Origin of the sequence: Comamonas sp. AG1104, from assembly GCF_003350425.1 — a bacterium.
GTDB lineage: Bacteria > Pseudomonadota > Gammaproteobacteria > Burkholderiales > Burkholderiaceae_C > Comamonas > Comamonas testosteroni.
In genome coordinates this window covers 133,514-157,772 of sequence record NZ_QQAS01000004.1, presented here as the reverse complement: position 1 = coordinate 157,772, position 24,259 = coordinate 133,514, and the positions used below count along the sequence as shown (strand labels likewise).

The window sequence follows — 24,259 nt, the reverse complement described above, 5'->3', positions numbered from 1 at the left end:
CGCCTAGGCGGCCCCGCCGCTTCCCCCAGGGGGACGACGCCCTTTGCTGCGGGGCGGCCCTTGCTGGGCGTCCCGCACCTGGGGCATGCTTGTTTTTAGAGCTTCGGCTTCACTCACAACAGTCTTCGATGCAACGCTTTGACCTGAACCAGATTGCGCCCAGCCCGTGGAAGAACGGGGGCGGCAGCACGCGCGAGATTGCCTGCTGGCCGCAAGGCGCGGGCATGGACAGCTTTGGCTGGCGCGTGAGCGTGGCCACGATTGCCCAGGCCGGCCCGTTTTCGGCATTTCCGGGCATAGACCGGCAGATCATGCTGCTCGATGGCGACGGGGTGCGGTTGCACAACGCCCAGGCCGGGCTCGAACATGCATTGACCGAGCGCTGGCAGCCATTCGCCTTTTCGGGCGATATGGCTCTCGATTGCGATCTGCTGGGCGGCCCGTCCAGCGACTTCAATGTCATGACCCGGCGCGGACAATGGTCGGCCCGGCTGGAGCAGCTTGGTGGCCAGGCCGAGGCGGGGCTGAGCGCCGCAGGGCTTTGCATGGTGTTGCAAGGTAGCTGGAAATGCGCCGACGGGCGGATACTGCAAGCCGGTCAGGGTCTGTGGTGGAGCAGCGTCCGGCCCGAGCCGCTGGTCGCGCAGGACGAAAAGGCGAGGCTGATCCTGGTCAGTCTGGCGTCGCATAGCTAAAACAGGAGCAGCTTGCGCAATTTGGTTGGTCATTTCAATGTGTATTGATATGAAAAATCAAGAGAGGCAAGCGCATGAAGCTATGAAATAAGGAGCTTCATGGTTTGAATTGTCGTCATCGAACATGAGGAGCATTGCCATGGCGCAAGCTAATCCCCACCCCGCAGTCTCCGCCGACGGCTGCTGGCACAACCTGCGTCTGGCGCCGCAGCTGTATGTCTCCGAGGTGGCGGATATTCCCGAAGGCACGCTGGCTTGCATCGTCGTGCAGCAGGGCCGCATGGTCTGGGTGGGCCCGCAGGACGCCATGCCTGCCCAATACCAGGCGCTGCCCAGGCACGATGGCGCAGGACGCCTGGTCACGCCGGGCCTGATCGACTGCCACACCCATCTGGTCTATGGCGGCGAGCGCGCCAACGAATTCGCCATGCGCCTGGCCGGAGCCAGCTATGAGGAAGTGGCCCGGGCCGGCGGAGGCATCGTCTCCAGCGTCAGGGCCACGCGCGAGGCTTCGGAGGACGAGCTGGTGGCGCTGGCGCTGCCGCGTCTGGAGCAGTTGCTGACCGAAGGCGTGACGGCCATAGAGATCAAGTCGGGCTACGGCCTGGCTCTTGAACACGAGCGCAAGCAGCTGCGTGCCGCACGGCGCCTGGGCGAGCTGTGTGCCGTGACCGTGCGAACCACGTTTTTAGGGGCCCATGCGCTGCCGCCCGAGTATGCGGGCCGCAGCCAGGAATACACGGATCTGGTATGCCAGGTCATGCTGCCGGCACTGGCTGCCGAAGGTTTGATCGATGCCGTCGACGTGTTCTGCGAACGCATCGCCTTCTCGCTGGCCGAGACTGAGCAGGTCTTTGAAGCGGCCAAGGCATTGGGCCTGCCCGTCAAGCTGCATGCCGAGCAGCTGTCGAATATGGAGGGTGCAGCCCTCGCGGCCCGCTATGGCGCGCTGTCCTGCGACCATATCGAGCACCTGTCCGAGCACGGCATCGCCGAGATGAAGAAGGCAGGCACCGTGGCCGTGCTGCTGCCCGGGGCCTTCTACACGCTGCGCGACACCAAAGTGCCCCCGATTGAGGAATTAAGGGCTGCCAAGGTCCCGATGGCCGTTTCTACCGATCACAATCCGGGTACCTCCCCGTGCTTGAGCTTGCTGCTCATGGCCAATATGGCTTGCACGCTGTTCCGTCTGACGGTTCCCGAGGCTCTGGCCGGCATCACCCGGCACGCCGCGCAGGCTCTGGGCCTGCAGGACGAGCAAGGCCTGATTGCCGTGGGTCGCCCCGCCAATTTCGTGCTCTGGCCTGTGCAGCAGGCAGCAGAGCTGGCCTATTGGTTCGGCAGCAAGCCGGTCTGTACGGTGGTGCGCCAGGGTCTGATTGCACAGCAAGCCAAAGCCTGAATGCGGGGAGCGCGAAAGGTTGCTGATGTCTCACGAACAATTTCTCAATGAACTGATTTCCACCTTGGGCGCCGATGTCGCGCTGCGCGGCACGGACACGCCCGAGCGGTGCCGCACCGACTGGAGCGGCACGCCGCCTCAGCAGCCGCTGGCGCTGGTGCGCCCACGCACCACGGAGGAAGTCAGCGCCGTCATGCGTCTGTGCAGCGCCCACCGGATTGCGGTGGTCCCGCAGGGCGGTCTGACCGGCCTGGCCGGTGCTGCGGTTCCGATGGAGGGGGCAGTGGCCCTGTCGCTGGACCGCATGAACCGCATCGAGGACATCGATGCCAAGACCGGACTGATGCAGGTGCAGGCCGGCGTCACCCTGCAAGCCGTGCAGGAGGCGGCCGTCGATGTCGGCATGGTGTTCGGCGTCGATCTCGGCGCTCGCGGCAGCTGCCAGATCGGCGGCAATGTCTCCACCAATGCGGGCGGCAACGGCGTGCTGCAGCACGGCATGATGCGCGAGCAGGTGCTGGGCCTGGAAGTGGTGCTGGCCGACGGCACGGTGCTGCCCATGCTGCGCCCCATGATCAAGAACAACACGGGCTACGACCTCAAGCAGTTCTTCATCGGTGCCGAAGGCACGCTGGGCATCATCACGCGCGTGCTGCTGCGCCTGCGTCCCGCGCCCCAGGCCACGGCCACGACGCTGGTGGCCATGCCCGATTTCGACTCGGCGCTGGCCGTGCTCAAGCGCATGCAATCGCGCTTCGGCAACAGCGTCGCGGCCTATGAGCTGATGTGGGACAGCTTTGTGCAGGCCTCCATGGCCTGGCTCAAGCTCGCTGCGCCTTTTGAACAGCGCTACCCCTTGCTGGCCCTGATCAATGTGGACGGCAAGGACGAGGCGCAGCTGCAAGGCGATGTGCAGCAGGTGCTCGAGGAGGCCATGGAAGCCGGCGAGGTGCTCGATGCCATCGTGGCCCAGTCGGTCGCCCAGGTGCAGCAGCTGTGGAAGCTGCGCGAGGCACCGGCCGAGCTCAACAACAATATGCATCCCGCAATCAACTTCGATGTGAGCCTGCCCCAGGCCGACATCGGCCGTTTTGCCGAAGCCTGCATGCAGGCCTTTGCCGCTCGCTGGCCTGGTCACCAGGCGCTGTACTTCGGTCATGTGGGCGACGGCAATCTCCATGTCTCGGTGGATGGCAAGACCGTCAACGGCGAATGCGAGCAGGTGGAGGAGCTTCTCTACCGCATCGTGGGCGAGATGCAGGGCAGCGTCTCCGCAGAGCACGGCATCGGCCTGCACAAAAAGCCTTATCTGAGCAACAGCCGCACGCCCGCAGAGCTGGCGGCGATGCGAGCCATCAAGCTGGCCCTCGATCCCCTGGGCCTGATGAATCCCGGAAAGGTGTTTGATCTATGACGAATTCCCTGGTGGCCTCGCTGGCCCGTGCCCAGGTTCGCCCGCTGCCTGCATACAACGCAGGCCTGTCCAATGAAGCGGTGCGGGCGCGCTATGGCGTGACCGATATCGCGCGACTGGCCAGCAATGAAAATCCCTTCGGTGCCAGCGCCTCGGTGCGCCGCGCGATTGCCGAGGTGGCCGACGATGTGGGTAACTATCCCGATGCCAACTGCACGGCCTTGCGCGAAGCCATTGCCGAGCGCACGGGGCTGCCCGCCGGGCGCCTGGTGTTCGGCGACGGCTCGGAAGACCTGATCAAGATTCTCTGCGAGGTCTTTCTCGCTCCCGGCGACCTGGTAGTGACCCAGCGTCCCGTGTTCGGCCTGCACGAAATCTATCCGAAGATGATGGGCGCGGAGGTCGAACTCCTCGAGCTGAACGAGCAGCTGGGCTTCGATCTGGGCGCCTGGTGCGCTGCCGTGGCCAAGGCCCCCAAGATCGCCTTCCTGCCCAACCCGTCCAACCCCGTGGGCTGCATGATGGATACGGCGCAGTTTGCGCAGGTGCTGGAGGCCACGCCTGCCAACACCGTGCTGGTGGTGGATGAGGCCTATTACGAATACGCGCTGCACGACGATGACTACCCCGATGTGCTGGCCATGCTGGATGCGCGGGTCGGCCCCTGGATCGTGCTGCGCACCTTCTCCAAGGCCTGGGGCCTGGCCGGTCTGCGCGTGGGCTACGGCATGGCCGACAGCGCCGAGCTGGTGGGCCTGATGGACAAGGTGCGCTCGCCCTTCAACGTGAACATGGCGGCCCAGCGCGCGGCGCTGGCGGCCTGGAACGATCCTGCGCACATGCGCAGCGGCGTGGCGACCACGGTGGCGCTGCGCGAGGACCTGCGCAGGCAGCTGCTGGCGCTGGCAGCGCCGGGCCAGCCGCTGCAAGGCCTGCGCATTGCGCCCTCGGTAGCCAACTTCCTGTTTCTCGACCTGGGCCGTCCCAATGCGCCGGTGACCGAGGCGCTGCTCAGACAGGGCGTGATCGTCAAGCCCTGGAAGGAGCCCGGTTTCGAGAATTTTCTGCGCGTATCCATAGGTACCGAGAAGGACAACGCGCGTTTTGTTCTGGCTTTGCTCGCTGCGATGGAGCAGACTGAGCGCGTGACTGCATGAGCTGCGCGGTTTGATCTTTTTCGCCTCATCGAGACCATCACCATGACTGCATCCTCATCCATTTCGCGTACCTTGTTTGCCGCAGACGCCTTGCTGCCCACAGGCTGGGCGCGCAACGTCCTGCTGAGCTGGAACGAGAGCGGCCAGCTGACCGAAGTGCTGACCGGTTTGGACCCGCAAAGCGGCGAGGCCGGAGAGGCGGAGGAAGCCGCCAAGGCGGCCGGCCCGCTGATCCCCGGCATGCCCAATCTGCACTCGCACGCCTTCCAGCGCGCGTTCGGCGGGTTGACCGAATTCCGCGGTCAGGCGCAGGACAGCTTCTGGAGCTGGCGCAAGCTGATGTACGGCTTTGCCAATCGCATGACGCCCGAGGCCCTGGAGGCGATCGCGACCTGGCTGTACCTGGAAATGCTGGAGGCGGGCTACACCTCGGTGTGCGAGTTCCACTATGTGCACCATGATGTGGGCGGCAAGCCCTATGCCAACGATGCCAGCCTGTCTCTGGCGCTGCTGCGTGCGGCGCAGAAGACCGGCATAGGCATGACCTTGCTGCCCGTGCTCTATCAGACCAGCGGCTTCGGGGGCCTGCCGCCTCGAGAGGATCAGGCCCGCTTCATTCGCAGCACGGACAATATGCTCGGCCTGCTGCAGCAGCTGGAGCCCGTGACCAGGGCGCAGCAGGCAGCTCTGGGCCTGGCTCCGCACTCGCTGCGGGCCGTGCCCCCGGACAGCCTCAAGACTGCGCTCGCGGGCCTGCACGCCATGCTGCCCAAGGCACCGGTGCACATCCATATCGCCGAGCAGACCCAGGAGGTGGATGACTGCCTGGCCTGGAGCGGCCAGCGCCCCGTGCAATGGCTGCTCGACCATGCACCCGTCGATGCGCGCTGGTGCCTGATCCATGCCACGCACATGACGCCCGAGGAATATGCTGGCGCGGCACGCAGCGCTGCCGTGGCCGGCATCTGTCCCACCACCGAAGCCAATCTCGGCGACGGCATTTTCGACATGCCGACTTGGCTCAGGCATGGCGGACGCTGGGGCATTGGTTCGGACAGCCATGCTTCGGTGAATGCCGCCGAAGAGCTGCTGATGCTCGAATACAGCCAGCGCCTGAACCTGCGCCAGCGCAATGTGCTTGGCGGCGGCGCTCAGCCCCAGGTGGCGACCTGCATGACCTTGCAGGCGGTGGCCGGCGGTGCCCAGGCGTCGGGCCGCGCCATTGCCGGTCTGGCCGTGGGCCAGCAGGCGGATTTCGTGGTGCTCGATGCCCGCCATGTGGCCCTCAACGGGCTGCCTGCCGACAGCGGCCATGCGGCCCATGTGTTTGCCAGCCATCGCACTTCGGCCATTGCCGACGTCTGGGTTCGCGGCCAGCAGCGTGTGCAGGCAGGTCGCCATGCGCTGCACGAAGTCGCCCAGCAAGGCTTTGTGCAGACCCGCAAGGCATTGCTGCAGAACGCCTGAGGGCGGCTGCATTCAGATTTTTGACAGAAGAGAGACGCTCCATGAGCCAAGCCATCGCCCCCTTTGTCTTTCACCAGGGTACGGCACCGCTGCTGATTTCCATGCCGCATACCGGCACCCATGTGCCGGCCGACATTGCGGCCAGGCTCACGCCCGAAGGGCGCGAAGTCCACGACACCGACTGGCACATGCCGCAGCTCTACGACTTCGCCAAGGCACTGGGCGCATCCATTCTGGTCGCCACGCATTCGCGCTATGTCATCGACCTGAATCGTCCGCCCGATGGCGCCAGCCTCTATCCGGGCCAGAGCGTGACCGGGCTGTGCCCGGTTGACGGCTTTGACAGCAAGCCCCTGTATGCGAGCAAGGCGTTCGAGCCCGACGAGGCGGAAGTCGCGCGCCGCCGCGAAATCTACTGGCAGCCCTATCATGCGCAGCTGCGCGCCGAACTCGATCGCATCAAGAGCCAGCATGGCGTGGCCATGCTGTGGGATGCGCACAGCATCCGCTCGGTGCTGCCGCGCTTTTTCGAGGGCAAGCTGCCCGACCTGAACCTGGGAACCGCCGACGGCAAGAGCTGCGCGCCGGCGCTGGCCCAGCAGCTGCTGGACATTGCACGGCAGGCACCGGGTCACACCAGCGTGCTCAATGGCCGCTTCAAGGGCGGCTTCATCACGCGCAACTATGGTCAGCCGGAGCAGGGCTTCCACGCCGTGCAGCTGGAGATGACGCAGTCCAGCTATATGCAGGAGCAGATGCCGTTCGACTATCTGCCCGAGGTCGCGGCGCGCATCCAGCCCACCATGCAGCGTCTGCTGCAGGCCGTGCTGGCCTTCGCCCGAAACTGAGTCAGGCCCCGCGGCCGCTGCGCTAATGGCCTGCGGCCTGCAGCTCGTCGCCCATCCAGCGGCGCGGGCCCGGGCCGCAGCGTTGGCACTGGTCGCCGGGGTTGTACATGGTGCACACCTTGAGCGACAGGCAGCCGCAGCCTATGCACTGGTTGAGGCTGTCGCGCAGGCGCTGCAGCTCGTCGATGCGCTCGTCCAGCCGCTGCTGCCAGATGCGCGACATCTTCTGCCAGTCGCCGCCCGTGGGCACATGCCGCGTCGGCAGCTGTGCCAGCTGTGCGGCGATCTCCTCCAGCGTGAACCCCACGCGCTGCGCAAACACGATGTAGGCGATGCGCCGCAGGCCCGAGCGGTGGTAGCGCCGTCTTCCGCCGCTGCTGCGCACCGATTCGATCAGACCCAGCGACTCGTAGAAGCGCAGCGCCGATGCGTTGACGCCGCTGCGCTGTGCGAAGTCGCTGATGCTCATCAGCGGATCATCCTCAATTTTCATGATGTCTTTCCTTGGTGCTTGACTTCAAGTTAACTTGAACTTGAAGAATGTGGGCCATTGTGATCGATAGCGCAGGAGCTGGGCAAGTCCGCTGAGACAGTCCATGAAGGCCAGTTGGCCGGACTGAGAAATTCTTTGGCTGAAAGTTGCAATGACGTCGCTCCTGTTCACTCATAAAGTAATGAGACGCATTTTTATTGGCCAATATAGACGGGAGTTTCCATGTACATCGACAGCAGCAGCTATCCACTGGTCCGCATGAGCTACGAGCGTGACAAGGCCCAGCCTATGGACCGCTTGCTGGCGGATTTCTCGGCTCTGCTAGATCGCGGCCAGGCCTTTGTCTTCTACAGCGACGGCGACATGTCCCAGCAGGAGCACTCGCCCGAGGAGCGCAAGCAGATAGTGCTCTGGATGAAAGCCCGCCGCAGCGAGCTCAAAAGCCTGGTTCGCGCTCTGGTTCACGCCGAGCCCGATGCGAAAAAGCGGGAGCAGGCCCAGGCCTTGGCGCAGATGTTCGGCAAGGCCTGGGGTTATCCGATGCTGCTGGTGGCCTCCACACAAGAGGCGCGTGAGCGAGCGCTGGAGCTTCTTGAGAGCGATTGAAATGAGGGAAAAGCGATGAATGCCGTGGATGAAGCCTTGCTGCAGGGCCGGCCTGGAATGTGGGACCCCGATCAGGTGGACCGCCCGGTGATCGTGCTGCCCATGCAGTCGGGCCCGGGGGATTGGGGCATGGATTTCCATGCCCATAGCAAGAGTCAGCTCATGGTCACGAATGCGGGGCTGATTACGCTGGAGACCGATGCTGGCGTCTGCGTGGTGCCACCGCGCAGCGCTGCCTGGATCGAAGGCGGAATGCCGCATCGCGTCAGCTGCAGCGGTGCTGCCAGCGGCTACATCGTATTCGTGGCAGCGGGGGCGGCGCGTCCCATGGCCGGCCCCTGTCATGCGCTGGCGGTATCGCCATTTCTGAGCGCGCTACTGGAGCGCGTGCAGGCCTTGCCGCAGCGCTACCGTCTTGATGACGGCGACGGCCGGTTGATGCAGGTGCTGATCGATGAGATCCAGGCGGCACAGCCCGAGGGGCTGCACCTGCCGATGCCGCGTGACCGGCGTCTGCGCCGCATGGCCAGCGCCCTGTGCGCCGAGCCGCAGCTGCAGGCTCGGCTGGCCGATTGGGCGCAGCGCATAGGCATGAGCGAGCGCAGCATGACCCGGCTGTTTCTGGCCGAGACAGGTCTTACCGTCAACCAGTGGCGCCGTCAGCTCCATGTGCTTACCGCGCTGCAGCAGCTCTCTGAAGGGCAGCGCATACAGACCGTGGCAGACGCCCTCGGCTACGAAAGTGCGCCTGCCTTCGTGACCATGTTCCGCAAGGCGGTGGGTAGCTCGCCGCGGCGCTTTCTGGCGCAGCGCAGAGCACCGCTGCCGCCTGCGTGGCCCGGGCTGCGGCCTGTGTCCGGGGCCGCGGTCTGAAGGCCGGCAGGCCCCGTTTCCAACCTGTTTCCCACGACGTCCATTGCGCACCATGAGCCGCGCAGGGGCGGGTGTGCCCGCAAAGCGCCGCAGCACGCCGTGCACGGCCGTTTCCTGAAGGAGAGAGTCTCATGTTTGTCTTCCAAGCACCGCAGCTGCGGCCTACCATGCTTGCCAGCGCCGTAGCGGCGCTGGCCCTGCTTTCCGGCTGCGGCCGCTCCGGCACGGGCGATGCCCATGCCAGCAACGGCCCGCCGCCCGCGCCCGAGGTGCAGGTGGCCGAGGTCGCCTTGCAGGCCATACGCCCCTGGGACGAGTTCAACGGCCGCATCGAGGCCGTGGAGTCGGTGCAGCTGCGCTCGCGCGTGTCGGGATATATCGAACGCATCGCCTTCGCCGAGGGCCAGGAGGTGAAGAAGGGCCAGCTGCTGTTCGTGATCGACCAGCGGCCCTATCGCGCGGCCCTGGCCAGCGCCCAGGCCCAGCTCGAACGCGCGCGTGCCGCTGCCGGGCTGGCGCAGACGCAGGACCAGCGCGCGCGCCAGCTGGTGGCCGAGAATGCGGTCTCGCGCGAGGAAGCCGACACGCGGGCCGCAACGCTGGCCCAGGCCACGGCCCAGGTGCGTGCGGCCGAGGCCGAGCTGGCCACTGCCCGGCTGCAGCTCGACTTCACCGAGGTGCGCGCGCCGATCACGGGCCGTGCCAGCCGCGCCCTGCTCACCGTGGGCAATATGGCCCAGGCCGACCAGAGCGTGCTGACCACCCTGGTCTCGCAGGACCCGGTGTATGCCTATTTCGATGCCGACGAGCACAGCTTTCTGCGCTACCAGAAGGCAGGTCTGGCTGGCCTGAGCGGCCAGGGCCGCGCGGTGCGCGTGGCCCTGGTCGGCGACAGCGGCTTTTCCCATGCGGGCACGCTGGACTTCAGCGACAACCAGCTCCAGCCGGGCACGGGCACCATGCGTTTGCGCGCGCGCCTGGCCAACCCCGACCGGATGCTGACGCCAGGCCTGTTCGCACGCGTGCAGATGCAAAGCGGCCCGGACCGGCAGGAGGCCGAGTCCCAGGCGCTGCTGATCGACGACAAGGCCGTGCTTACCGACCAGGACCGCAAGTACGTCTATGTAGTGGGCGAAGGCAATCTGGCCGAGCGCCGCGACCTTACGCTGGGTCGCATGGTCGATGGCCGGCGCCTGGTGGAAAAGGGCCTGGCCGCGGGTGACCGGCTGGTGGTGGGCGGCGTGCAGCGCATCTACTACCCCGGCATGCCCGTCAATCCCAGGCCGGTGGTGGCAGCGGCCGTGCCGCCCACGCCCGCCGCTGCGCAGTAAGGAGGGAGTGCCATGGACTTCTCCAAATTCTTCATAGACCGGCCCATCTTCGCGGTCGTGCTCTCCATCATCATGTTCGCCGTCGGCCTGGTGGCCATTCCGCAGCTGCCGGTGGGCGAATATCCCGAGGTCGTGCCGCCCAGCGTGGTCGTGCGCGCCACCTATCCGGGGGCCAATCCCAAGGAGGTCGCCGAGTCGGTGGCCGTGCCGCTGGAGGAGGCCATCAACGGGGTCGAAGGCCTGATGTACATGAAGTCGGTCGCGGCTTCGGACGGCAGTCTGCAGGTGGTTGCCACCTTCCGCCCCGAAATCGATCCCGACACCGCAGCCGTGCGCGTGCAGAACCGCGTCAGCCAGGCCCAGAGCCGGCTGCCCGAGGAGGTGCGACAGTTCGGCGTGACCACGCAGAAGCAGGCGTCCACACCGCTGATGTACGTGGGCCTGGTGTCCCGGGACGGCGCGCATGATGCGCTGTATCTGCGCAACCATGTCACGCTCAAGATCAAGGATGTGCTGGCGCGCATTCCCGGCGTGGGCGACGTGGGCATCTACGGCGCGGGCGACTATGCGATGCGCGTCTGGCTGGACCCGCACAAGGTGGCGGCACGCCAGCTCACGGCCGGCGAGGTGATCGCAGCCATCCGCGAGCAGAACATCCAGGTCTCGGCCGGCCAGCTGGGCGCCGAGCCCAGTGCGCAGAAGTCCGACAAGCTGCTGTCCATCAATGTGCGCGGGCGGCTGAAGACGGCCGAGGAGTTCGGCAGCATTGTGCTCAAGAGCGGCGAAGGCGGCCAGGTCGTGCGTCTGGCCGACGTGGCGCGCATCGAGCTGGGCGCCAGCGACTACACGCTGCGCTCGTGGAGCGACACCAAGAACATGGCGGCCGTGGGCATCTTCCTGTCGCCGGGCGCGAATGCGCTGGGCGTGGCCGAGCAGGTCTACGCGGCCATGGACCGGCTCTCGAAGGACCTGCCTGAAGGCGTGGCCTTCGAGTCCGTCTGGGACCCCACGGTCTTTGTGCGCGACTCGATCAAGGCCGTGCAGAGCACGCTGATCGAGGCCGTGATCCTCGTGGTGCTGGTGGTCATCGTCTTTTTGCAGACCTGGCGCGCCTCCATCATTCCGCTGCTGGCCGTGCCCGTGTCCATCATCGGCACGTTCGCGGGCCTGTACCTGCTGGGCTATTCCATCAACACGCTGACGCTGTTCGGCCTGGTGCTGGCGATCGGCATCGTGGTGGACGACGCCATCGTCGTGGTCGAGAACGTGGAGCGCTACATCGAGCAGGGCCACAGCCCGCAGGAGGCGGCCCATCTGGCCATGAAGGAGGTCTCCGGGCCCATCATCGCCATCGCCCTGGTTCTGTGCGCGGTCTTCGTTCCCATGGCCTTTCTCAGCGGCGTCACGGGTCAGTTCTACCAGCAGTTCGCGGTGACGATTGCCATCTCCACGGTGATCTCGGCCATCAACTCGCTGACCCTGTCGCCGGCACTGGCGGCCAAGCTGCTGCAGCCGCACGGCGCACCGCGCGACGCGCTGGCACGCGTCATCGACAAGGGCCTGGGCTGGCTCTTCCGGCCCTTCAACCGCTTCTTCGATCGCAGCGCCCACGGCTACCAGAACTCGGTGGGTCGCTCGCTGCGCCGACGCGGCCTGGTGTTCGCGGTCTATGCGGCACTGCTGGCCGGCACCGCCGTGCTGTTCCATGTCGTGCCCGGCGGCTTCATCCCCATGCAGGACAAGCTCTACCTGTTTGCCGGCGCCAAGCTGCCCGAGGGTGCGTCGCTGAACCGCACCGATGCGGTCACGCGTCAGATGGTGGAGGCGGCCAAGAGCGTGGATGGTGTGGACATGGTCGCGGCCTTCGCGGGCTTCAATGCGCTGCAGTCCACGACCACGCCCAATCTGACCAGCTCCTACATCATGCTCAAGCCCTTCGGCGAGCGCACCCGCAGCGCCGAGGCCATCAATGCCGAGCTGGGTGCCAAGTTCGCGCAGATCGAAGGCGGCTTCGCCTATGCGCTGATGCCGCCGCCCATCCAGGGCCTGGGCAACGGATCGGGTTATTCGCTGTTCCTGCAGGACCGGGCGGGCCTGGGCTATGCAGCGCTGCAGCAGGCGCTTGAGGCCTTTCAGGCCGAGATTGCCAAGACACCGGGCATGACCTACCCGGTCAGCAGCTACCAGTCCAATATCCCGCAGCTGGAAGTGAAGGTGGACCGCATCAAGGCCAAGGCCCAGGGCGTGGCGCTGACTGATCTGTTCCAGACCCTGCAGGCCTATCTGGGCTCGGTCTACGTCAACGACTTCAACGCCTTCGGCCGCGTCTGGCGCGTGATGCTGCAGGCCGATGCCGACTACCGCCAGGCCGTGGAGGACATCGCCCAGCTGCGCACGCGCAACGCGCGCGGCGAGATGGTACCCATAGGCTCCATGGTCACCGTGGTGCCCAGCTACGGGCCTGATCCGGTGCTGCGCTACAACGGCTTTCCGGCCGCCGATCTGATCGGCGATTCCGATCCGCGCCTGCTGTCCTCGGCCGAGGTGCTGACCAAGCTACAGGAGATCGCGCAGCGCACGCTGCCGCGCGGCATCGAGCTGGCCTGGACGGACCTGAGCTACCAGCAGGTCGAACAGAGCCATGCCGCTGCCGTGGTCTTCGTGATCGCCGTGATGCTGGTGTTTCTGGTGCTGGCCGCGCTCTACGAAAGCTGGACCCTGCCGCTGGCCGTGATCCTGATCGTGCCCGTGTGCATCTGCGCGGCGCTGTTCGGCGTGTGGCTGGCCGGAGGGGACAACAATGTCTTCGTGCAGGTCGGCCTGGTGGTGCTCATGGGCCTGGCCTGCAAGAACGCGATTTTGATCGTGGAGTTCGCTCGCGAGCTGGAGATGCGCGGCTCGCCCATCGTCGATGCCGCGCTGCAGGCCTGCCGCCTGCGGCTGCGTCCCATCGTCATGACCTCCATCGCCTTCATCGCGGGCGCCGTTCCCTTGCTGATCGGCAGCGGCGCAGGCAGCGAGGTGCGCGCTGCCACTGGCGTGACGGTGTTCTCGGGCATGCTGGGCGTAACCCTGTTTGGCCTCTTCCTCACGCCGGTGTTCTACGTCACGTTGCGCCGTCTGTCGGGGCGGTCGCTGGCGACCCGAACGCCTGCCCATCCCGCTTCACCTGTTTCACCCGCATCCTTGGAGGGCAGCCATGTCTGAGATCTCCCAACCTCTGCGCCGGCATGCGCTGGCATGGGCCGTGGCGGGCCTTTCGGCCCTGCTCGCAGGCTGCGCCGTCGGTCCCGATTTCCGCGCACCCGAGCCGCCTGAGGCCGGCGCGCAGTTCGCGCGGGCCGAGCCGTCCGCAGTCCCGCAGCAGGCATCCCCAGAGATCGGCTCCGATGCCGCGTTCTGGCGTCAGTTCCAGGATGTGCAACTCACGCAGCTGGTCGAGCAGGCCCTGCGGGCCAACCAGGAGCTGCGCGGTGCGCTGGCGCGACTCGATGCGGCCCAGGCCCTGCTGAGCGAAAGTCGTCTTGATCAGCTGCCCACGCTCACCGTGTCGGGCCAGGCGCTGCAGCAAAGACGCAGCGAAAGCCAGGCACCAAGCGGGCCGCGCAGCCAGCGCAGCTACAGCGCCGGCATCAACGCGAGCTGGGAGCTGGATCTGTTCGGTCGCGTGCGTCGCAGCATAGAGGCCGGCAGCGCCGACCTGCGTGCCAGTGCCGCCGATCTGGCTGCGCTGCAGGTTGCCATTGCGGCCCAGGTCGCGGCCAGCTACGCTGATCTGCGCGGCTGGCAGCAGCGTCTGCATCTGGCCGAAGCCAATGCCGCCAATCAGCAAGATACGCTACGCCTGGTGCAGCTGCGGCTGGCGCATGGCAGCGGCACCGACTTCGACCTGGCGCGCGCCCAGGCGCAGCTGGAGACCACGCGCTCGCGCATTCCGGCGCTGCAGGCACGGATCGCCATGGAACAGCACCGGCTGGCCGTGCTTACCGGCCAGGTGCCCGAGGCACTGATCGCAGCGCTGGACGCACCGGCCGCGTTGCCGCAGTTGCCGCAGAGCATCGCTCCCGGCACGCCCGCCGACCTGTTGCGCCGTCGCCCCGATGTGGCCGCCGCCGAGGCGCGTCTGCATGCCGCCACTGCGCGGGTGGGCGTGGCCACGGCCGAGCTGTTCCCGCGCCTGTCGCTGGGCGGTCTGCTGGGCAGCTCCGCTCTCAGCACGGGAGCGCTGTTCGAGGCCGGCAGCGCGAGCCGCAGCGTGTTCCTGGGTGTGGACTGGTCTTTTCTCGACGTAGGCCGCGTGCGCGCGCGCATCGCTGCCAGCGAGGCCGGTGCCCAGGTCGCGCTGGCCCAGTACCAGCAAAGCGTGCTGCTGGCGCTGGAGGACACCGAAAACGCCCTGGTGCTTCTCACGCGCACCCGCACCGAGGACGCCCATCTGGCCCAGGCCGCCGAGCAGCGTGCACGGGCCGAGCAGCTCGCGCAGCGCCGCTACCGCCTGGGCAGCGTGGGCCTGTACGAGGTGCTGGACGCACAGCGCGACCTCTACGCGGCCCAGGACGCGGCGGCCGACAGCCGCGCGCGCGGCCTGCGTGCCGCCGTGGCGCTGTATCAGGCGCTGGCCGGCGGCTGGGAGGGGCAGCCACCGGCCAAGCCTATGATGGCGCTGCAATGACGCTTTCGCTGTTTCCTGACGAACCCCTGCCCGCCGAAATCATTGATGACGGTGCCGTGCTGCTGCGCGGTTTTGCGGCAGCCCAGGAGCAGCGCTGGGTGGCCGATGTGACGGCTTTGCAGACACGGGCCGCATTTCGAAACATGCAGGTGCCCGGCGGAAAGTTCATGTCGGTGGCGATCACCAACGCCGGCGGCTGGGGCTGGATTTCGGATCTGCAGGGCTATCGCTACAGCGCCTTTGATCCGCAGACCGGCAAGCCCTGGCCTGCCATTCCCGCTTTTCTGTGCGAGCAGGCCGCAAGGGCTGCGGCGCTGGCCGGCTATCCGGGTTTTGCGCCCGATGCCTGCCTGATCAACCGCTATCAGCCGGGCGCACGCATGGGCTTGCACCGCGACCAGGACGAACATGACTTTGCGGCGCCCATAGTCTCGGTTTCGCTGGGCCTGGCTTGCAGCTTTCTCTGGGGCGGGCTGACGCGCCAGAGTCCCACCCGGCGCCTTGCGCTCACCCATGGCGATGTGCTGGTCTGGGGCGGGCCTTCGCGCCTGGTGTTTCATGGTGTCGCCCCGCTCAAGCAGGGCCAGCACCCGCTGCTTGGCAATGAGCGCTGGAATCTGACGTTCCGCATGGCCAAGGCTCGCTACCCGGCAGGCCAGCCATCGGAATAGGCGCTGGCGGCAGGGCAATGCCCGGCAGCCCGGCAAAGCCTGCCAGCTTTCCTACAATGGCGGTCTATGAGCCAGTCGCACCCCACCCCCGCCTACACCCGAGCCCAGGAGCTGCCCGCAACGCTTGCCAAGCGCCTCGTCATTCTTGACGGTGCGATGGGTACCATGATTCAGCGTTTCAAGCTGGGCGAGGCTCAGTATCGCGGCGAGGGCTATGCCGGTGCCGAAGGTGCGGGCGAGCGCTTCAAGGACTTTGCCCATGACGTCAAGGGCAACAACGAGCTGCTGTCGCTGACCCGTCCCGACGTGATTCGTGACATCCATGAGAAATACCTGGCTGCCGGCGCCGATCTGATCGAGACCAACACCTTTGGTGCGACCACGATTGCGCAGGAGGACTATCACATGGCCGATCTGGCCTATGAGATGAACCTCAAGAGCGCCCAGCTCGCGCGTGCGGCCTGCGACAAGTACAGCACGCCCGACCACAAGCGCTATGTGGCCGGAGCCCTGGGCCCCACGCCCAAGACGGCCTCCATCAGCCCCGATGTGAACGACCCTGCCGCACGCAACATCACCTTCGAGCAGCTGCGCCAGGCCTATCTGGAGCAGACGCTGGCGCTGATTGAAGGCGGTGCCGACGTAATTCTGGTCGAGACCATCTTCGATACCCTCAACGCCAAGGCCGCGCTGTTTGCCGTGGACGAGGCCTTCGAGCAGACCGGCGAGCGCCTGCCCATCATGATCAGCGGCACGGTGACCGATGCCTCGGGTCGCATTCTGAGCGGGCAGACCGTGACGGCCTTCTGGCACAGCGTGCGCCATAGCAACCCGCTGTCCGTGGGCCTGAACTGCGCCCTGGGTGCCACGCTCATGCGTCCCTATGTGCAGGAGCTGGCCAAGGCGGCTCCCGACACCTTCATCAGCTGTTACCCCAATGCCGGTCTGCCCAACCCCATGAGCGACACCGGCTTTGACGAAACGCCCGAGATCACCAGCCGTCTGGTGCACGAGTTCGCGGCCGAAGGTCTGGTCAATATCGTGGGCGGCTGCTGCGGCACCACACCCGACCATATCGGTGCCATTGCCAAGGCCGTGCAGGCCACGGCCACGCGCAAGCTGTTCTACCCGGCCGAAGCCTGATTCAGCCCGCAATGGTTCGCCTCTGACCCGCGCTTCGGATCGCAGGCGTGAACCATGCGGCTCCGGCACGATCCGGGCAGCCCTGGTGCCTGAGCCACAAGCACTGACAGCTCTTTTTCCGATGCTTATCCGCAGGGGCGGGCACAATGGCCTGATTCCGGCTTTGCTGCCCCAGCACCGACGACCGCATGACTGCTCCACTGCAACCCGTTGCCCCCGTACTGCCCGTGTCCGTGCCCACGGGCCAGGCGGCAGCGCAGGTCGGCAATGTGGCTGCAACCGCTGTCCCGGATCTTCCCGCAGTGCAGCAACCGCCTGCCGCTCAGGCGCCGTCCCCGGCGACCAGCATGGTGCAGTGGTCGCCGCAAACCTTGCAGAACCTCAAGCTCCAGGCCTTTGAACATCTGATTGCGCAGCTGGCCCTGCAGGTGCAAGCGCAGCCCGGTGCGCCTGCAGCGAGCTGGCCCAGTCAGGGCCTGCCAGCGGCCGTGCAGCAATTTGTGCAAAGCCTGCTCGCGCAGGTTCAGGTCAGCCTGCAGGGGCAGGCCCAGCCCTTGCAGCTGCTGTCCGGCCAGCAGGGATCGGTTGCGCTGATGCAGGCCTTGGCGCAGGCTGCGGCGTCTGGCGCGCAGCCGCCCAGCTCGGCTTTGCAGACGGCTGCGGCCCTGTCGCCCACGGCGGCCGTGGCGCTGGAGCAGGCACAGCAGGGCATGGCAGCAGCTGCTGCTGGCGGCGCTGCCGCACCGCGTCTGCCCCAGCTGCAGAACTGGCTGGTGCAGCAAGGCACGCTGGTCACGCCGCAAGGCGAGCGCAGCTTTTCCCTGACATTGCAGGTGCCCGCCGCCTGGGCGCAGGCTGTGGGCGCCCCAAGCATCCCGGCAGCCCAGGGAGCGGGGACGGCTCTGCGCCTGCCCATGGCGGATCCGGGTGTCTTGAGCAGCGGCCCTCTGGCGCTGGTGGTGCAGCCGCAGTCGTCGGCGGCGACCAGCACGCTTGCCACCAGCGCATTGCTGTGGCTGGAGCTGCAGCCCGTCACGGCGAGCGCCGCTCAGGCGACGCCGGCACAGATGGCCGGTCTGCCCCTGGCCCTGCCCGCACCGGCGCTGGCTCAGGAAGTGCAGCAGCTGCTGCAGAACAAGTCCGATCCCTGGCTGATGATGGCGGCGGCCCAGGCTGCCAATGCCCTGCCTGTTCCGCGCCGCAGCGGCGAGCACCGTTCGCATCTATGCATGACCGAAGGCTGCCAGTACCAGGGCCTGGCACCCTGTGCCCAGCCTTTTTGCAGCGAGATGAACCGCATCTGGGCCACCTCCGGCGTGGCGCGCAGCGGCTGAACCAAGCTGACGTTGGGCTGGACTCTGCCAAGGCCCCACTTTCATAATGCGTCTCGTTGCCTGCTTTTTGAGCAGGCTTCTCGGGTCGGAATTGGCAGCTCCGCTGCCAGCCATGTTCCGGCTGTCTTCAGTGCATCAGGCAGGCCCTGACTGCCTGTCATCGCCTCATCTCACAGGTCTTCGACCTTCTCTGTCCTCTGCTGTGCCAAGAGCTGGCTGCGGGGGCAGTGACTTCACAATTCAAGGAGAACCACCGGCATGCGCTTGCGTACTGGCATTGCTTGTTCCACATGTTTCACTCTTTTGTCTGCCGCTCTGCCTGCGGCGGCCCAGTCCTCCGGCGTCAGCATTGGCGGTCTGATCGACGGCGGCATCTATCGCGGCTTTGACGGCACGGCCCAGGCCGGCACGATTCAGCGCAGCAATCTGGCCATTGCGGGCTCGGAGGACCTGGGCGGCGGCCTCAAGGCCACGTTCCGTCTGAGCGCACGTTTCGATATCGATACCGGGCGTCTGGAGGATCAGGGCAGCAAGCCGTTCTGGCATGACGAGTCCACGGTGGGCCTGCAGGGCGGCTTTGGCCATCTGCGCCTGGGCCGCGCCCTGTCGGCCATGTGGTCGCAGGACTGGAAATTCGACCCCTGGGCCAATTTCAACCGCATCTCCTCGCCGGCCTGGTATCAGTGGCACTACCTCACGCCTACCGACCGCTACAGCAACAACGGCGCGGCCGAGTATGGGCGCATGGCCAATGGCATCTTCTACGACTCGCCCACGGTAGCCGGCTTCACTCTGCATCTGAGCGCCTCGCCGGAGCGCACCGAGGTGCCGTTGACCTTGCGCCGCGAAGGACGCGGTTACTCGGCCTCTCTCAATTACGACTCGGACAGCCTGAGCGGCATGCTGGCCTTCGAGCGCAACGGCAGCGGTGACAAGGACACTTTTGTTGCGGGTAAATACCGCTTTGGCGCGGCCGCCGTGATGGCCGCCTGGGATTACTCGCGCGTGGCCCAGACGGCACTCTCGGCCAAGGCCCTGACGCTGGGTGCCACCTACCAGATGGGGCAGACCACGCTGAAGGCCGGCTATGGACGCCAGCGCATGCAGGAGCAGACCAATCATTTCTATTCCCTGGGGGCCGACTACGCGCTGTCCAAGCGCACCACGCTCTATGCCAGCCTGGGGCGCAAGAGCTACGAGTACGGTGCGGACTCGGGAACTTCATTCGGCGTGGGCATGGCGCACGCCTTCTGAGCCCCGGCCTCCCGCCCTCCAGCCGCAGCCTTGCTGCGGCTTTTTTGTGCCTGGCGGAATGTCCAACAAGAGTTGAGGGAATTAAATCCGCCAGTTTGGGGTGTTTGTCCGCCTTGGCACGGGTGGTGCAGCACCGTTTCTGGTCCTGATTTAGGTCTTGTCCGGGTAAAAAACGCCAAAAATCATGTTTTTCGCCGTTATCTGCGCTCTTCTTCGTTGAAATCCAAGGTATGAATCTGGCGTATTCCACTTAATTGAGTGCACTAGAGCTCAATTTGGCAGAAGTTATGGCTGGCTGTTTCTAATGAGTGCTGAAAATCTGTCAAATGCATTGAAATGGCGCTCAAAAATAACGCTTCTTGCTGCAACTCTTTGGTTGGCAACTATTTGCATGTGGGCTCTGTAAATCCTTGATTTTTTTGCCCAAAATGCGCGGCATTCCCCCGATTGAGGAGAGACCGCGATGTCCTATTCCGTGCCCGAGCAAGACAACCCAGTGCGCGCCGCCGACGCACAGCAAGCCGCCGCCTGCGGCAGCCAGACCATGCGCTGGCATGCGCCGGCCAAGCCAGTTGCGGCCCCCGAGGCGCAGCGCTGGCCCGTGGAGGCAGTGCAGTCCTTGCTGGACCTGCCTTTTCTGGACTTGTTGCACCGTGCCCAGAGCGTGCATCGCGAGAACTGGCCGGCGGGCGAGATCGAGCTGGCGACCCTGCTGTCCGTCAAGACCGGTGGCTGTCCCGAGAACTGCGGCTATTGCCCGCAGTCGGCCGAGTTCGACACGGGAGTGAAGGCCGAGAAGCTGATGAGCGTGGAGGAGGTCACCCGCGCCGCCAAGGCCGCTCAGGATGCCGGAGCCACCCGCTTTTGCATGGGAGCTGCCTGGCGCGCGCCCAAGGACCGTGACATCGAGAAGATGAACGAGCTGATTGGCGCCGTGAAGGGCCTGGGCATGCAGACCTGTGCCACGCTGGGCATGCTGCAGCCGCACCAGGCGGCATCGCTGCGCGATGCGGGTCTCGACTACTACAACCACAATCTCGATACCGCGCCCGAGTACTACAAGGATGTGGTCAGCACGCGCCAGTACCAGGACAGGCTGGACACGCTGGCTGCGGTGCGCGATGCAGGTATCAGCGTGTGCTGCGGCGGCATCATCGGCATGGGCGAGACCGAGGTCCACCGTGCCGGCTTGATTGCCCAGCTGGCGAACATGCAGCCCTACCCCGAGTCCGTGCCCATCAACAGCCTGGTGCCCGTGCCCGGAACGCCGCTGGCCGACAGCGAGCCGGTGGACCCGCTGGACTTCGTGCGTGTGATCGCCGTGGCGCGCATCACCATGCCCAAGGCCCGCGTGCGCCTGTCGGCGGGCCGCCAGCAATTGGGCGAGGCCGTGCAGACCCTGTGCTTCATGGCCGGGGCCAATTCCATCTTCTACGGCGACAAGCTGCTGGTGACCGGCAATCCCGATGTGCAGGCCGATATCACCTTGATGCGCAAGCTGGGCCTCAAGGGCCTGGGAGCATCGGCCGCGAGCTGACGCCTGAATCTTCCCTGGCCGTCGCGCCGGGGCTTCTCTTTCCGGATTGCCTAGCCTGGCATCTTGCACAGGCCGGACCCTGCCGTGCCTGCGATCTGGCAAGGCGGTGATTCGCCTCAGGAGTTTTTGATGGACCACAGTCTTGCCAGCCGCAGCGTGCGCCATGTCTGGCATCCCTGCACACAGATGAAGCGGCACGAAGCCGCACCGCCGATTGCCATCGACCATGCCGTCGGTCCCTGGCTGGTGGATACCGATGGCCGCCGCTATCTGGACGGCATCAGTTCCTGGTGGGTCAATCTGTTCGGTCACTCGCATCCTCATATTCGGGCGGCGCTGACCGAGCAGTTGCAAAAGCTCGATCATGTAATGCTGGCCGGTTTCACCCACGCTCCCGTGGTCGAGCTGTCCGAGCGCCTGGCCGGTCTGACGGGCCTGGGCCATGCGTTCTACGGCAGCGACGGCGCTTCGGCCACCGAGATCGCACTGAAGATGAGCGCCCATTACTGGCGCAACCAGGGGCATCCGGCCAAGCACCGCTTCGTGGGTCTGGCCGGTGGCTATCACGGCGAGACAGTAGGCGCGCTGTCGGTCACAGATATTGCGCTGTTTCGCGATGCCTACGGCCCTCTGGTGCGTCTGTCTGCCACCGTGCCCAGCCCCGATGCCCGTCAGGCCCGACCTGGCGAAACCGCTGCCGATGTGGCGCGCCGCGCAGCCAAGGGCCTGGAGGCCTGGTTGCAAGCGCATCACCAGGAGACTGCTGCCCTGATTCTGGAGCCGCTGGTGCAGTGCGCAGCCGGCATGGCCATGCATGACGCCGAATACCTGCGCCTGGCCCGGGCGCTGTGCGACCGCTATTCGGTGCATCTGGTGGTGGACGAGATCGCCGTGGGCTTTGGCCGTACCGGCAGCCTGTTTGCCCATCAGCAGGCAGGTATCAGGCCGAACTTCATCTGCCTGTCCAAAGGCTTGACGGGCGGGACGCTGCCCTTGTCTGCCGTGCTGACGACCGATGAGGTCTATGCCGCTTTTTATGACGACGATGCCGCGCGCGGCTTTCTGCACTCGCACTCCTATACCGGAAACCCGCTGGCCTGCCGCGCTGCCGTGGCCACGCTGGAGCTGTTCGAGCAGCTGGACCAACTGGTCGCCAACCGGCAGCTGGCCGAAAAGATCAGTGCGGCATTCGCCAGGCTGAATGTTCACCCCCGCGTCAGCAACGCGCGCCAGCAGGGAATGATCTGGGCCTGGGACATCGATACCTCCTTGCCGGACTTTGCACAGCGCTACCACGAGGCGGCGCTGGATCTGGGTCTGCTGCTGCGCCCCATAGGACGCACGCTGTACTGCATGCCGCCCTATGTGCTGGACGATGCCGATATCACCCACCTGGGTCAGGCCGCGCTGGCCGCGCTGAACACCACCTTGCAGCAGGAAGCGGAGCTTGCCGCCAAGAAGGGAAACGCATGATCGGCTGTTTCGTCACGGGCACCGATACCGGTGTGGGCAAGACCCTGGCCAGCTGTGCGCTGCTGCACGCACTGGCAGCCCATCATCCGCGCGTGGTGGGCATGAAGGCCGTGGCCGCGGGTGCCGATCCCGACGGGCAGGGCGGCTGGGTCAACGAAGACACGGTGGCCTTGCGCGCGGCCTCCACGCTGGCCGTGCCGGCAGCGCTGGACAACCCCGTGTTGCTGCCCGACCCCATGTCGCCGCATATCGCGGCCCGGCGCGCGGGCGTGGAGGTGACGCTGGCCCCGATTCTGGACGCCTACCGGCAATTGGCGGCGCAGGCCGATGCCGTGGTGGTCGAAGGCGCGGGCGGCTGGCGCGTGCCGTTGTCCGAGACTCTGTGCATTGCCGATCTGGCCGTGGCGCTGCAGCTGCCAGTGGTGCTGGTGGTGGGCCTCAAGCTTGGTTGCCTGAATCATGCGGTACTGACCGCCGAGGCGATTCGCGCCGCCGGCTTGCCGCTGGCGGGCTGGGTGGCCAGCCGTGTGGAGCCGCAGATGCTGGTGCCCGAGGAAAACATGGACTGGCTGCGCAACCAGCTGGGACGGCTTGGCGCGCCGCTGCTGGCTGATATTCCGTGGCAGGCCAATCCCGATCCTCGCCTGACCAGTTTCTCTTTGCCCAAGGAATGGCAATGACCGCATCTTCCAATTTCTGGCTGCAGGATATTCCACAGCAGCTGGCTGCCCTGGACGCCGCCGCACTGCGCCGTACCCGCCGTACCGTGGCGCCCTTGCAAGGTGCGCGTATTCTGGTTGACGGGCAGCCCATGCTGCAGTTCTGCAGCAACGACTATCTGGGGCTGGCCCAGCACCCGGCCATGATCGAGGCGGCCTGCGCCGGTGCGCAAGACTTTGGCGTGGGCTCGGGTGGCTCTCCCATGGTCAACGGGCACAGCACGGCCAATGCCGCGCTGGAGGAAGAGCTGGCCCGCTTTGTGCAACTGCCCCGTGCGCTTTACTTCTATGCCGGGTTTGCCACCAACGCCAGCATCATCCCGGCGCTGGTAGGCGCGGACGACGCCATTTTTTCGGACGCTCTGAACCACGCCAGCCTGATCGATGGCTGCCGCCTGTCGCGCGCACAGATCCACCGTTTCGAGCATGGCGACCTGGTCGCCTTGGAGCAGTTGCTGGCTGCTTGCCCGGTGCAGCGCAAGCTGGTGGTGAGCGACGCCGTCTTCAGCATGGACGGCAATGTGGCTGATATTGATGGGCTGCTGGCCCTGTGCGAGCGCTACGACGCCCTGCTGCTGCTCGACGATGCCCACGGCTTCGGCGTGCTTGGTCCGCAAGGCCGGGGCAGCCTGGCGGCCGCAGGACTGACGGGGGCCAAGGCTTCGCCACGCGTGCTGTACATGGCCACGCTGAGCAAGGCGGCCGGCGTCTCGGGCGCCTTTGTGGCAGGGCATGAACTGCTGATTGAGTGGCTGCTGCAGAAAACGCGCAGCTACACCTTTGCGACAGCTGCCCCTGCGATGCTGGCGCGTGCATTGCAAACCAGTGTGCAGCTGATAGAGCAGCAAAGCGTCCTGCGCCTTCAGTTGCAGGCCCGTATTGCCCAGCTGCGCGCGGGTCTGCAGCCCTTGTTGCAGGGCAAGGGATGGAGGCTTTTGCCATCGGACACCGCCGTGCAGGCGCTGGTAGTGGGCGGCAACGACGCTGCGCTCGGCCTTATGGAAGGGCTGCGCCGCCATGGCCTGTGGGTGCCGGCGATTCGCCCTCCCACCGTGCCCGTGGGCACGGCTCGATTGCGTATCGCACTGTCGGCGCTGCACACTGAGGCGGATGTGAGCCAGCTGCTGGCAGCGCTGCAGGAGCTGGCAGGCTGAGGTCTGGCCGCTCGCT

20 protein-coding genes are annotated in these 24,259 nt (G+C 66.0%); 19 read left to right on the top strand and 1 reads right to left on the bottom strand.

Annotation, left to right across the window (positions count from 1 at the left end; all coding sequences use genetic code 11):
• The first annotated feature begins 128 nt into the window (after window positions 1-128).
• The 6 genes from DFO48_RS12590 (at window position 129) to hutG (ending at window position 6,983) form a co-directional block, all read left to right on the top strand.
• Window positions 129-695: a HutD family protein gene (locus tag DFO48_RS12590; protein ID WP_003071833.1), complete on the top strand. Its 567-nt coding sequence runs from the start codon at window positions 129-131 to the stop codon at window positions 693-695.
• A gap of 139 nt (window positions 696-834) precedes the next feature.
• On the top strand, window positions 835-2,097 hold the full coding sequence (gene hutI, locus DFO48_RS12585; protein WP_114863830.1) for an imidazolonepropionase: 1,263 nt from the start codon (window positions 835-837) through the stop codon (window positions 2,095-2,097).
• Between the two features lie 25 nt (window positions 2,098-2,122).
• Window positions 2,123-3,511, top strand: a complete 1,389-nt coding sequence (locus tag DFO48_RS12580) for an FAD-binding oxidoreductase (protein ID WP_003071829.1) — start codon at window positions 2,123-2,125, stop codon at window positions 3,509-3,511.
• Window positions 3,508-4,668, top strand: a complete 1,161-nt coding sequence (locus DFO48_RS12575) for a histidinol-phosphate transaminase (protein ID WP_114863612.1) — start codon at window positions 3,508-3,510, stop codon at window positions 4,666-4,668. The genes DFO48_RS12580 and DFO48_RS12575 overlap by 4 nt, the downstream gene beginning before the upstream one ends.
• 42 nt (window positions 4,669-4,710) lie before the next feature.
• Complete coding sequence (locus tag DFO48_RS12570; RefSeq protein WP_114863611.1) at window positions 4,711-6,135, top strand: formimidoylglutamate deiminase; 1,425 nt, start codon at window positions 4,711-4,713, stop codon at window positions 6,133-6,135.
• A 41-nt stretch (window positions 6,136-6,176) separates the two neighbouring features.
• Window positions 6,177-6,983 (top strand): N-formylglutamate deformylase, encoded by an 807-nt coding sequence (gene hutG / locus DFO48_RS12565; protein ID WP_114863610.1) that lies wholly within the window; start codon window positions 6,177-6,179, stop codon window positions 6,981-6,983.
• Between the two features lie 22 nt (window positions 6,984-7,005).
• Here the strand turns inward: hutG and soxR are convergent, their stop codons facing one another.
• Window positions 7,006-7,476, bottom strand: coding sequence for a redox-sensitive transcriptional activator SoxR (gene soxR / locus DFO48_RS12560; protein WP_003071822.1), 471 nt, complete (start codon window positions 7,474-7,476; stop codon window positions 7,006-7,008).
• Between the two features lie 222 nt (window positions 7,477-7,698).
• Here soxR and DFO48_RS12555 point away from each other — a divergent pair, with 222 nt between their 5' ends.
• The 13 genes from DFO48_RS12555 (at window position 7,699) to bioF (ending at window position 24,243) form a co-directional block, all read left to right on the top strand.
• Entirely contained in the window at window positions 7,699-8,082 is a 384-nt protein-coding gene (locus tag DFO48_RS12555) for a hypothetical protein (protein WP_114863609.1), read from the top strand.
• 15 nt (window positions 8,083-8,097) lie between these two features.
• Complete coding sequence (locus tag DFO48_RS12550) at window positions 8,098-8,955, top strand: helix-turn-helix domain-containing protein (RefSeq protein WP_114863608.1); 858 nt, start codon at window positions 8,098-8,100, stop codon at window positions 8,953-8,955.
• Between the two features lie 131 nt (window positions 8,956-9,086).
• The gene (locus DFO48_RS12545; RefSeq protein ID WP_114863607.1) at window positions 9,087-10,286 is read left to right on the top strand and encodes an efflux RND transporter periplasmic adaptor subunit; all 1,200 of its coding nucleotides are present in this window, start codon (window positions 9,087-9,089) and stop codon (window positions 10,284-10,286) included.
• Window positions 10,287-10,298: 12 nt separating this feature from the next.
• On the top strand, window positions 10,299-13,493 hold the full coding sequence (locus tag DFO48_RS12540; RefSeq protein WP_114863606.1) for an efflux RND transporter permease subunit: 3,195 nt from the start codon (window positions 10,299-10,301) through the stop codon (window positions 13,491-13,493).
• On the top strand, window positions 13,486-14,958 hold the full coding sequence (locus DFO48_RS12535) for an efflux transporter outer membrane subunit (protein ID WP_114863605.1): 1,473 nt from the start codon (window positions 13,486-13,488) through the stop codon (window positions 14,956-14,958). The genes DFO48_RS12540 and DFO48_RS12535 overlap by 8 nt, the downstream gene beginning before the upstream one ends.
• A complete protein-coding gene (gene alkB, locus DFO48_RS12530; RefSeq protein ID WP_114863604.1) occupies window positions 14,955-15,629 on the top strand; it encodes a DNA oxidative demethylase AlkB in 675 nt (224 codons plus the stop codon). Before DFO48_RS12535 ends, alkB begins: the two co-directional genes overlap by 4 nt.
• A 66-nt stretch (window positions 15,630-15,695) precedes the next feature.
• Window positions 15,696-16,772: a homocysteine S-methyltransferase family protein gene (locus DFO48_RS12525; RefSeq protein ID WP_003071808.1), complete on the top strand. Its 1,077-nt coding sequence runs from the start codon at window positions 15,696-15,698 to the stop codon at window positions 16,770-16,772.
• A gap of 188 nt (window positions 16,773-16,960) precedes the next feature.
• Window positions 16,961-18,106: a Fe-S oxidoreductase gene (locus DFO48_RS12520; RefSeq protein ID WP_114863603.1), complete on the top strand. Its 1,146-nt coding sequence runs from the start codon at window positions 16,961-16,963 to the stop codon at window positions 18,104-18,106.
• A 258-nt stretch (window positions 18,107-18,364) separates the two neighbouring features.
• Window positions 18,365-19,360 (top strand): porin, encoded by a 996-nt coding sequence (locus DFO48_RS12515; protein ID WP_114863602.1) that lies wholly within the window; start codon window positions 18,365-18,367, stop codon window positions 19,358-19,360.
• 544 nt (window positions 19,361-19,904) lie between these two features.
• A complete protein-coding gene (bioB, locus tag DFO48_RS12510; protein WP_114863829.1) occupies window positions 19,905-20,897 on the top strand; it encodes a biotin synthase BioB in 993 nt (330 codons plus the stop codon).
• A 129-nt stretch (window positions 20,898-21,026) separates the two neighbouring features.
• Window positions 21,027-22,370 carry an adenosylmethionine--8-amino-7-oxononanoate transaminase gene (gene bioA / locus DFO48_RS12505; RefSeq protein ID WP_114863601.1) on the top strand — a complete coding sequence of 448 codons (1,344 nt, stop codon included), beginning with the start codon at window positions 21,027-21,029 and terminating at the stop codon, window positions 22,368-22,370.
• Window positions 22,367-23,050, top strand: coding sequence for a dethiobiotin synthase (gene bioD / locus DFO48_RS12500; protein WP_114863600.1), 684 nt, complete (start codon window positions 22,367-22,369; stop codon window positions 23,048-23,050). The genes bioA and bioD overlap by 4 nt, the downstream gene beginning before the upstream one ends.
• The gene (bioF, locus tag DFO48_RS12495; RefSeq protein WP_114863599.1) at window positions 23,047-24,243 is read left to right on the top strand and encodes an 8-amino-7-oxononanoate synthase; all 1,197 of its coding nucleotides are present in this window, start codon (window positions 23,047-23,049) and stop codon (window positions 24,241-24,243) included. Before bioD ends, bioF begins: the two co-directional genes overlap by 4 nt.
• Window positions 24,244-24,259: the final 16 nt, after the last annotated feature.

Coding starts and splice junctions, on each gene's coding strand:
- DFO48_RS12590 (WP_003071833.1), top strand. CDS start 129: ATGCAACGCTTTGACCTGAACCAGATTGCGCCCAGCCCGTGGAAGAAC.
- hutI (WP_114863830.1), top strand. CDS start 835: ATGGCGCAAGCTAATCCCCACCCCGCAGTCTCCGCCGACGGCTGCTGG.
- DFO48_RS12580 (WP_003071829.1), top strand. CDS start 2,123: ATGTCTCACGAACAATTTCTCAATGAACTGATTTCCACCTTGGGCGCC.
- DFO48_RS12575 (WP_114863612.1), top strand. CDS start 3,508: ATGACGAATTCCCTGGTGGCCTCGCTGGCCCGTGCCCAGGTTCGCCCG.
- DFO48_RS12570 (WP_114863611.1), top strand. CDS start 4,711: ATGACTGCATCCTCATCCATTTCGCGTACCTTGTTTGCCGCAGACGCC.
- hutG (WP_114863610.1), top strand. CDS start 6,177: ATGAGCCAAGCCATCGCCCCCTTTGTCTTTCACCAGGGTACGGCACCG.
- soxR (WP_003071822.1), bottom strand. CDS start 7,476: ATGAAAATTGAGGATGATCCGCTGATGAGCATCAGCGACTTCGCACAG.
- DFO48_RS12555 (WP_114863609.1), top strand. CDS start 7,699: ATGTACATCGACAGCAGCAGCTATCCACTGGTCCGCATGAGCTACGAG.
- DFO48_RS12550 (WP_114863608.1), top strand. CDS start 8,098: ATGAATGCCGTGGATGAAGCCTTGCTGCAGGGCCGGCCTGGAATGTGG.
- DFO48_RS12545 (WP_114863607.1), top strand. CDS start 9,087: ATGTTTGTCTTCCAAGCACCGCAGCTGCGGCCTACCATGCTTGCCAGC.
- DFO48_RS12540 (WP_114863606.1), top strand. CDS start 10,299: ATGGACTTCTCCAAATTCTTCATAGACCGGCCCATCTTCGCGGTCGTG.
- DFO48_RS12535 (WP_114863605.1), top strand. CDS start 13,486: ATGTCTGAGATCTCCCAACCTCTGCGCCGGCATGCGCTGGCATGGGCC.
- alkB (WP_114863604.1), top strand. CDS start 14,955: ATGACGCTTTCGCTGTTTCCTGACGAACCCCTGCCCGCCGAAATCATT.
- DFO48_RS12525 (WP_003071808.1), top strand. CDS start 15,696: ATGAGCCAGTCGCACCCCACCCCCGCCTACACCCGAGCCCAGGAGCTG.
- DFO48_RS12520 (WP_114863603.1), top strand. CDS start 16,961: ATGACTGCTCCACTGCAACCCGTTGCCCCCGTACTGCCCGTGTCCGTG.
- DFO48_RS12515 (WP_114863602.1), top strand. CDS start 18,365: ATGCGCTTGCGTACTGGCATTGCTTGTTCCACATGTTTCACTCTTTTG.
- bioB (WP_114863829.1), top strand. CDS start 19,905: ATGCGCTGGCATGCGCCGGCCAAGCCAGTTGCGGCCCCCGAGGCGCAG.
- bioA (WP_114863601.1), top strand. CDS start 21,027: ATGGACCACAGTCTTGCCAGCCGCAGCGTGCGCCATGTCTGGCATCCC.
- bioD (WP_114863600.1), top strand. CDS start 22,367: ATGATCGGCTGTTTCGTCACGGGCACCGATACCGGTGTGGGCAAGACC.
- bioF (WP_114863599.1), top strand. CDS start 23,047: ATGACCGCATCTTCCAATTTCTGGCTGCAGGATATTCCACAGCAGCTG.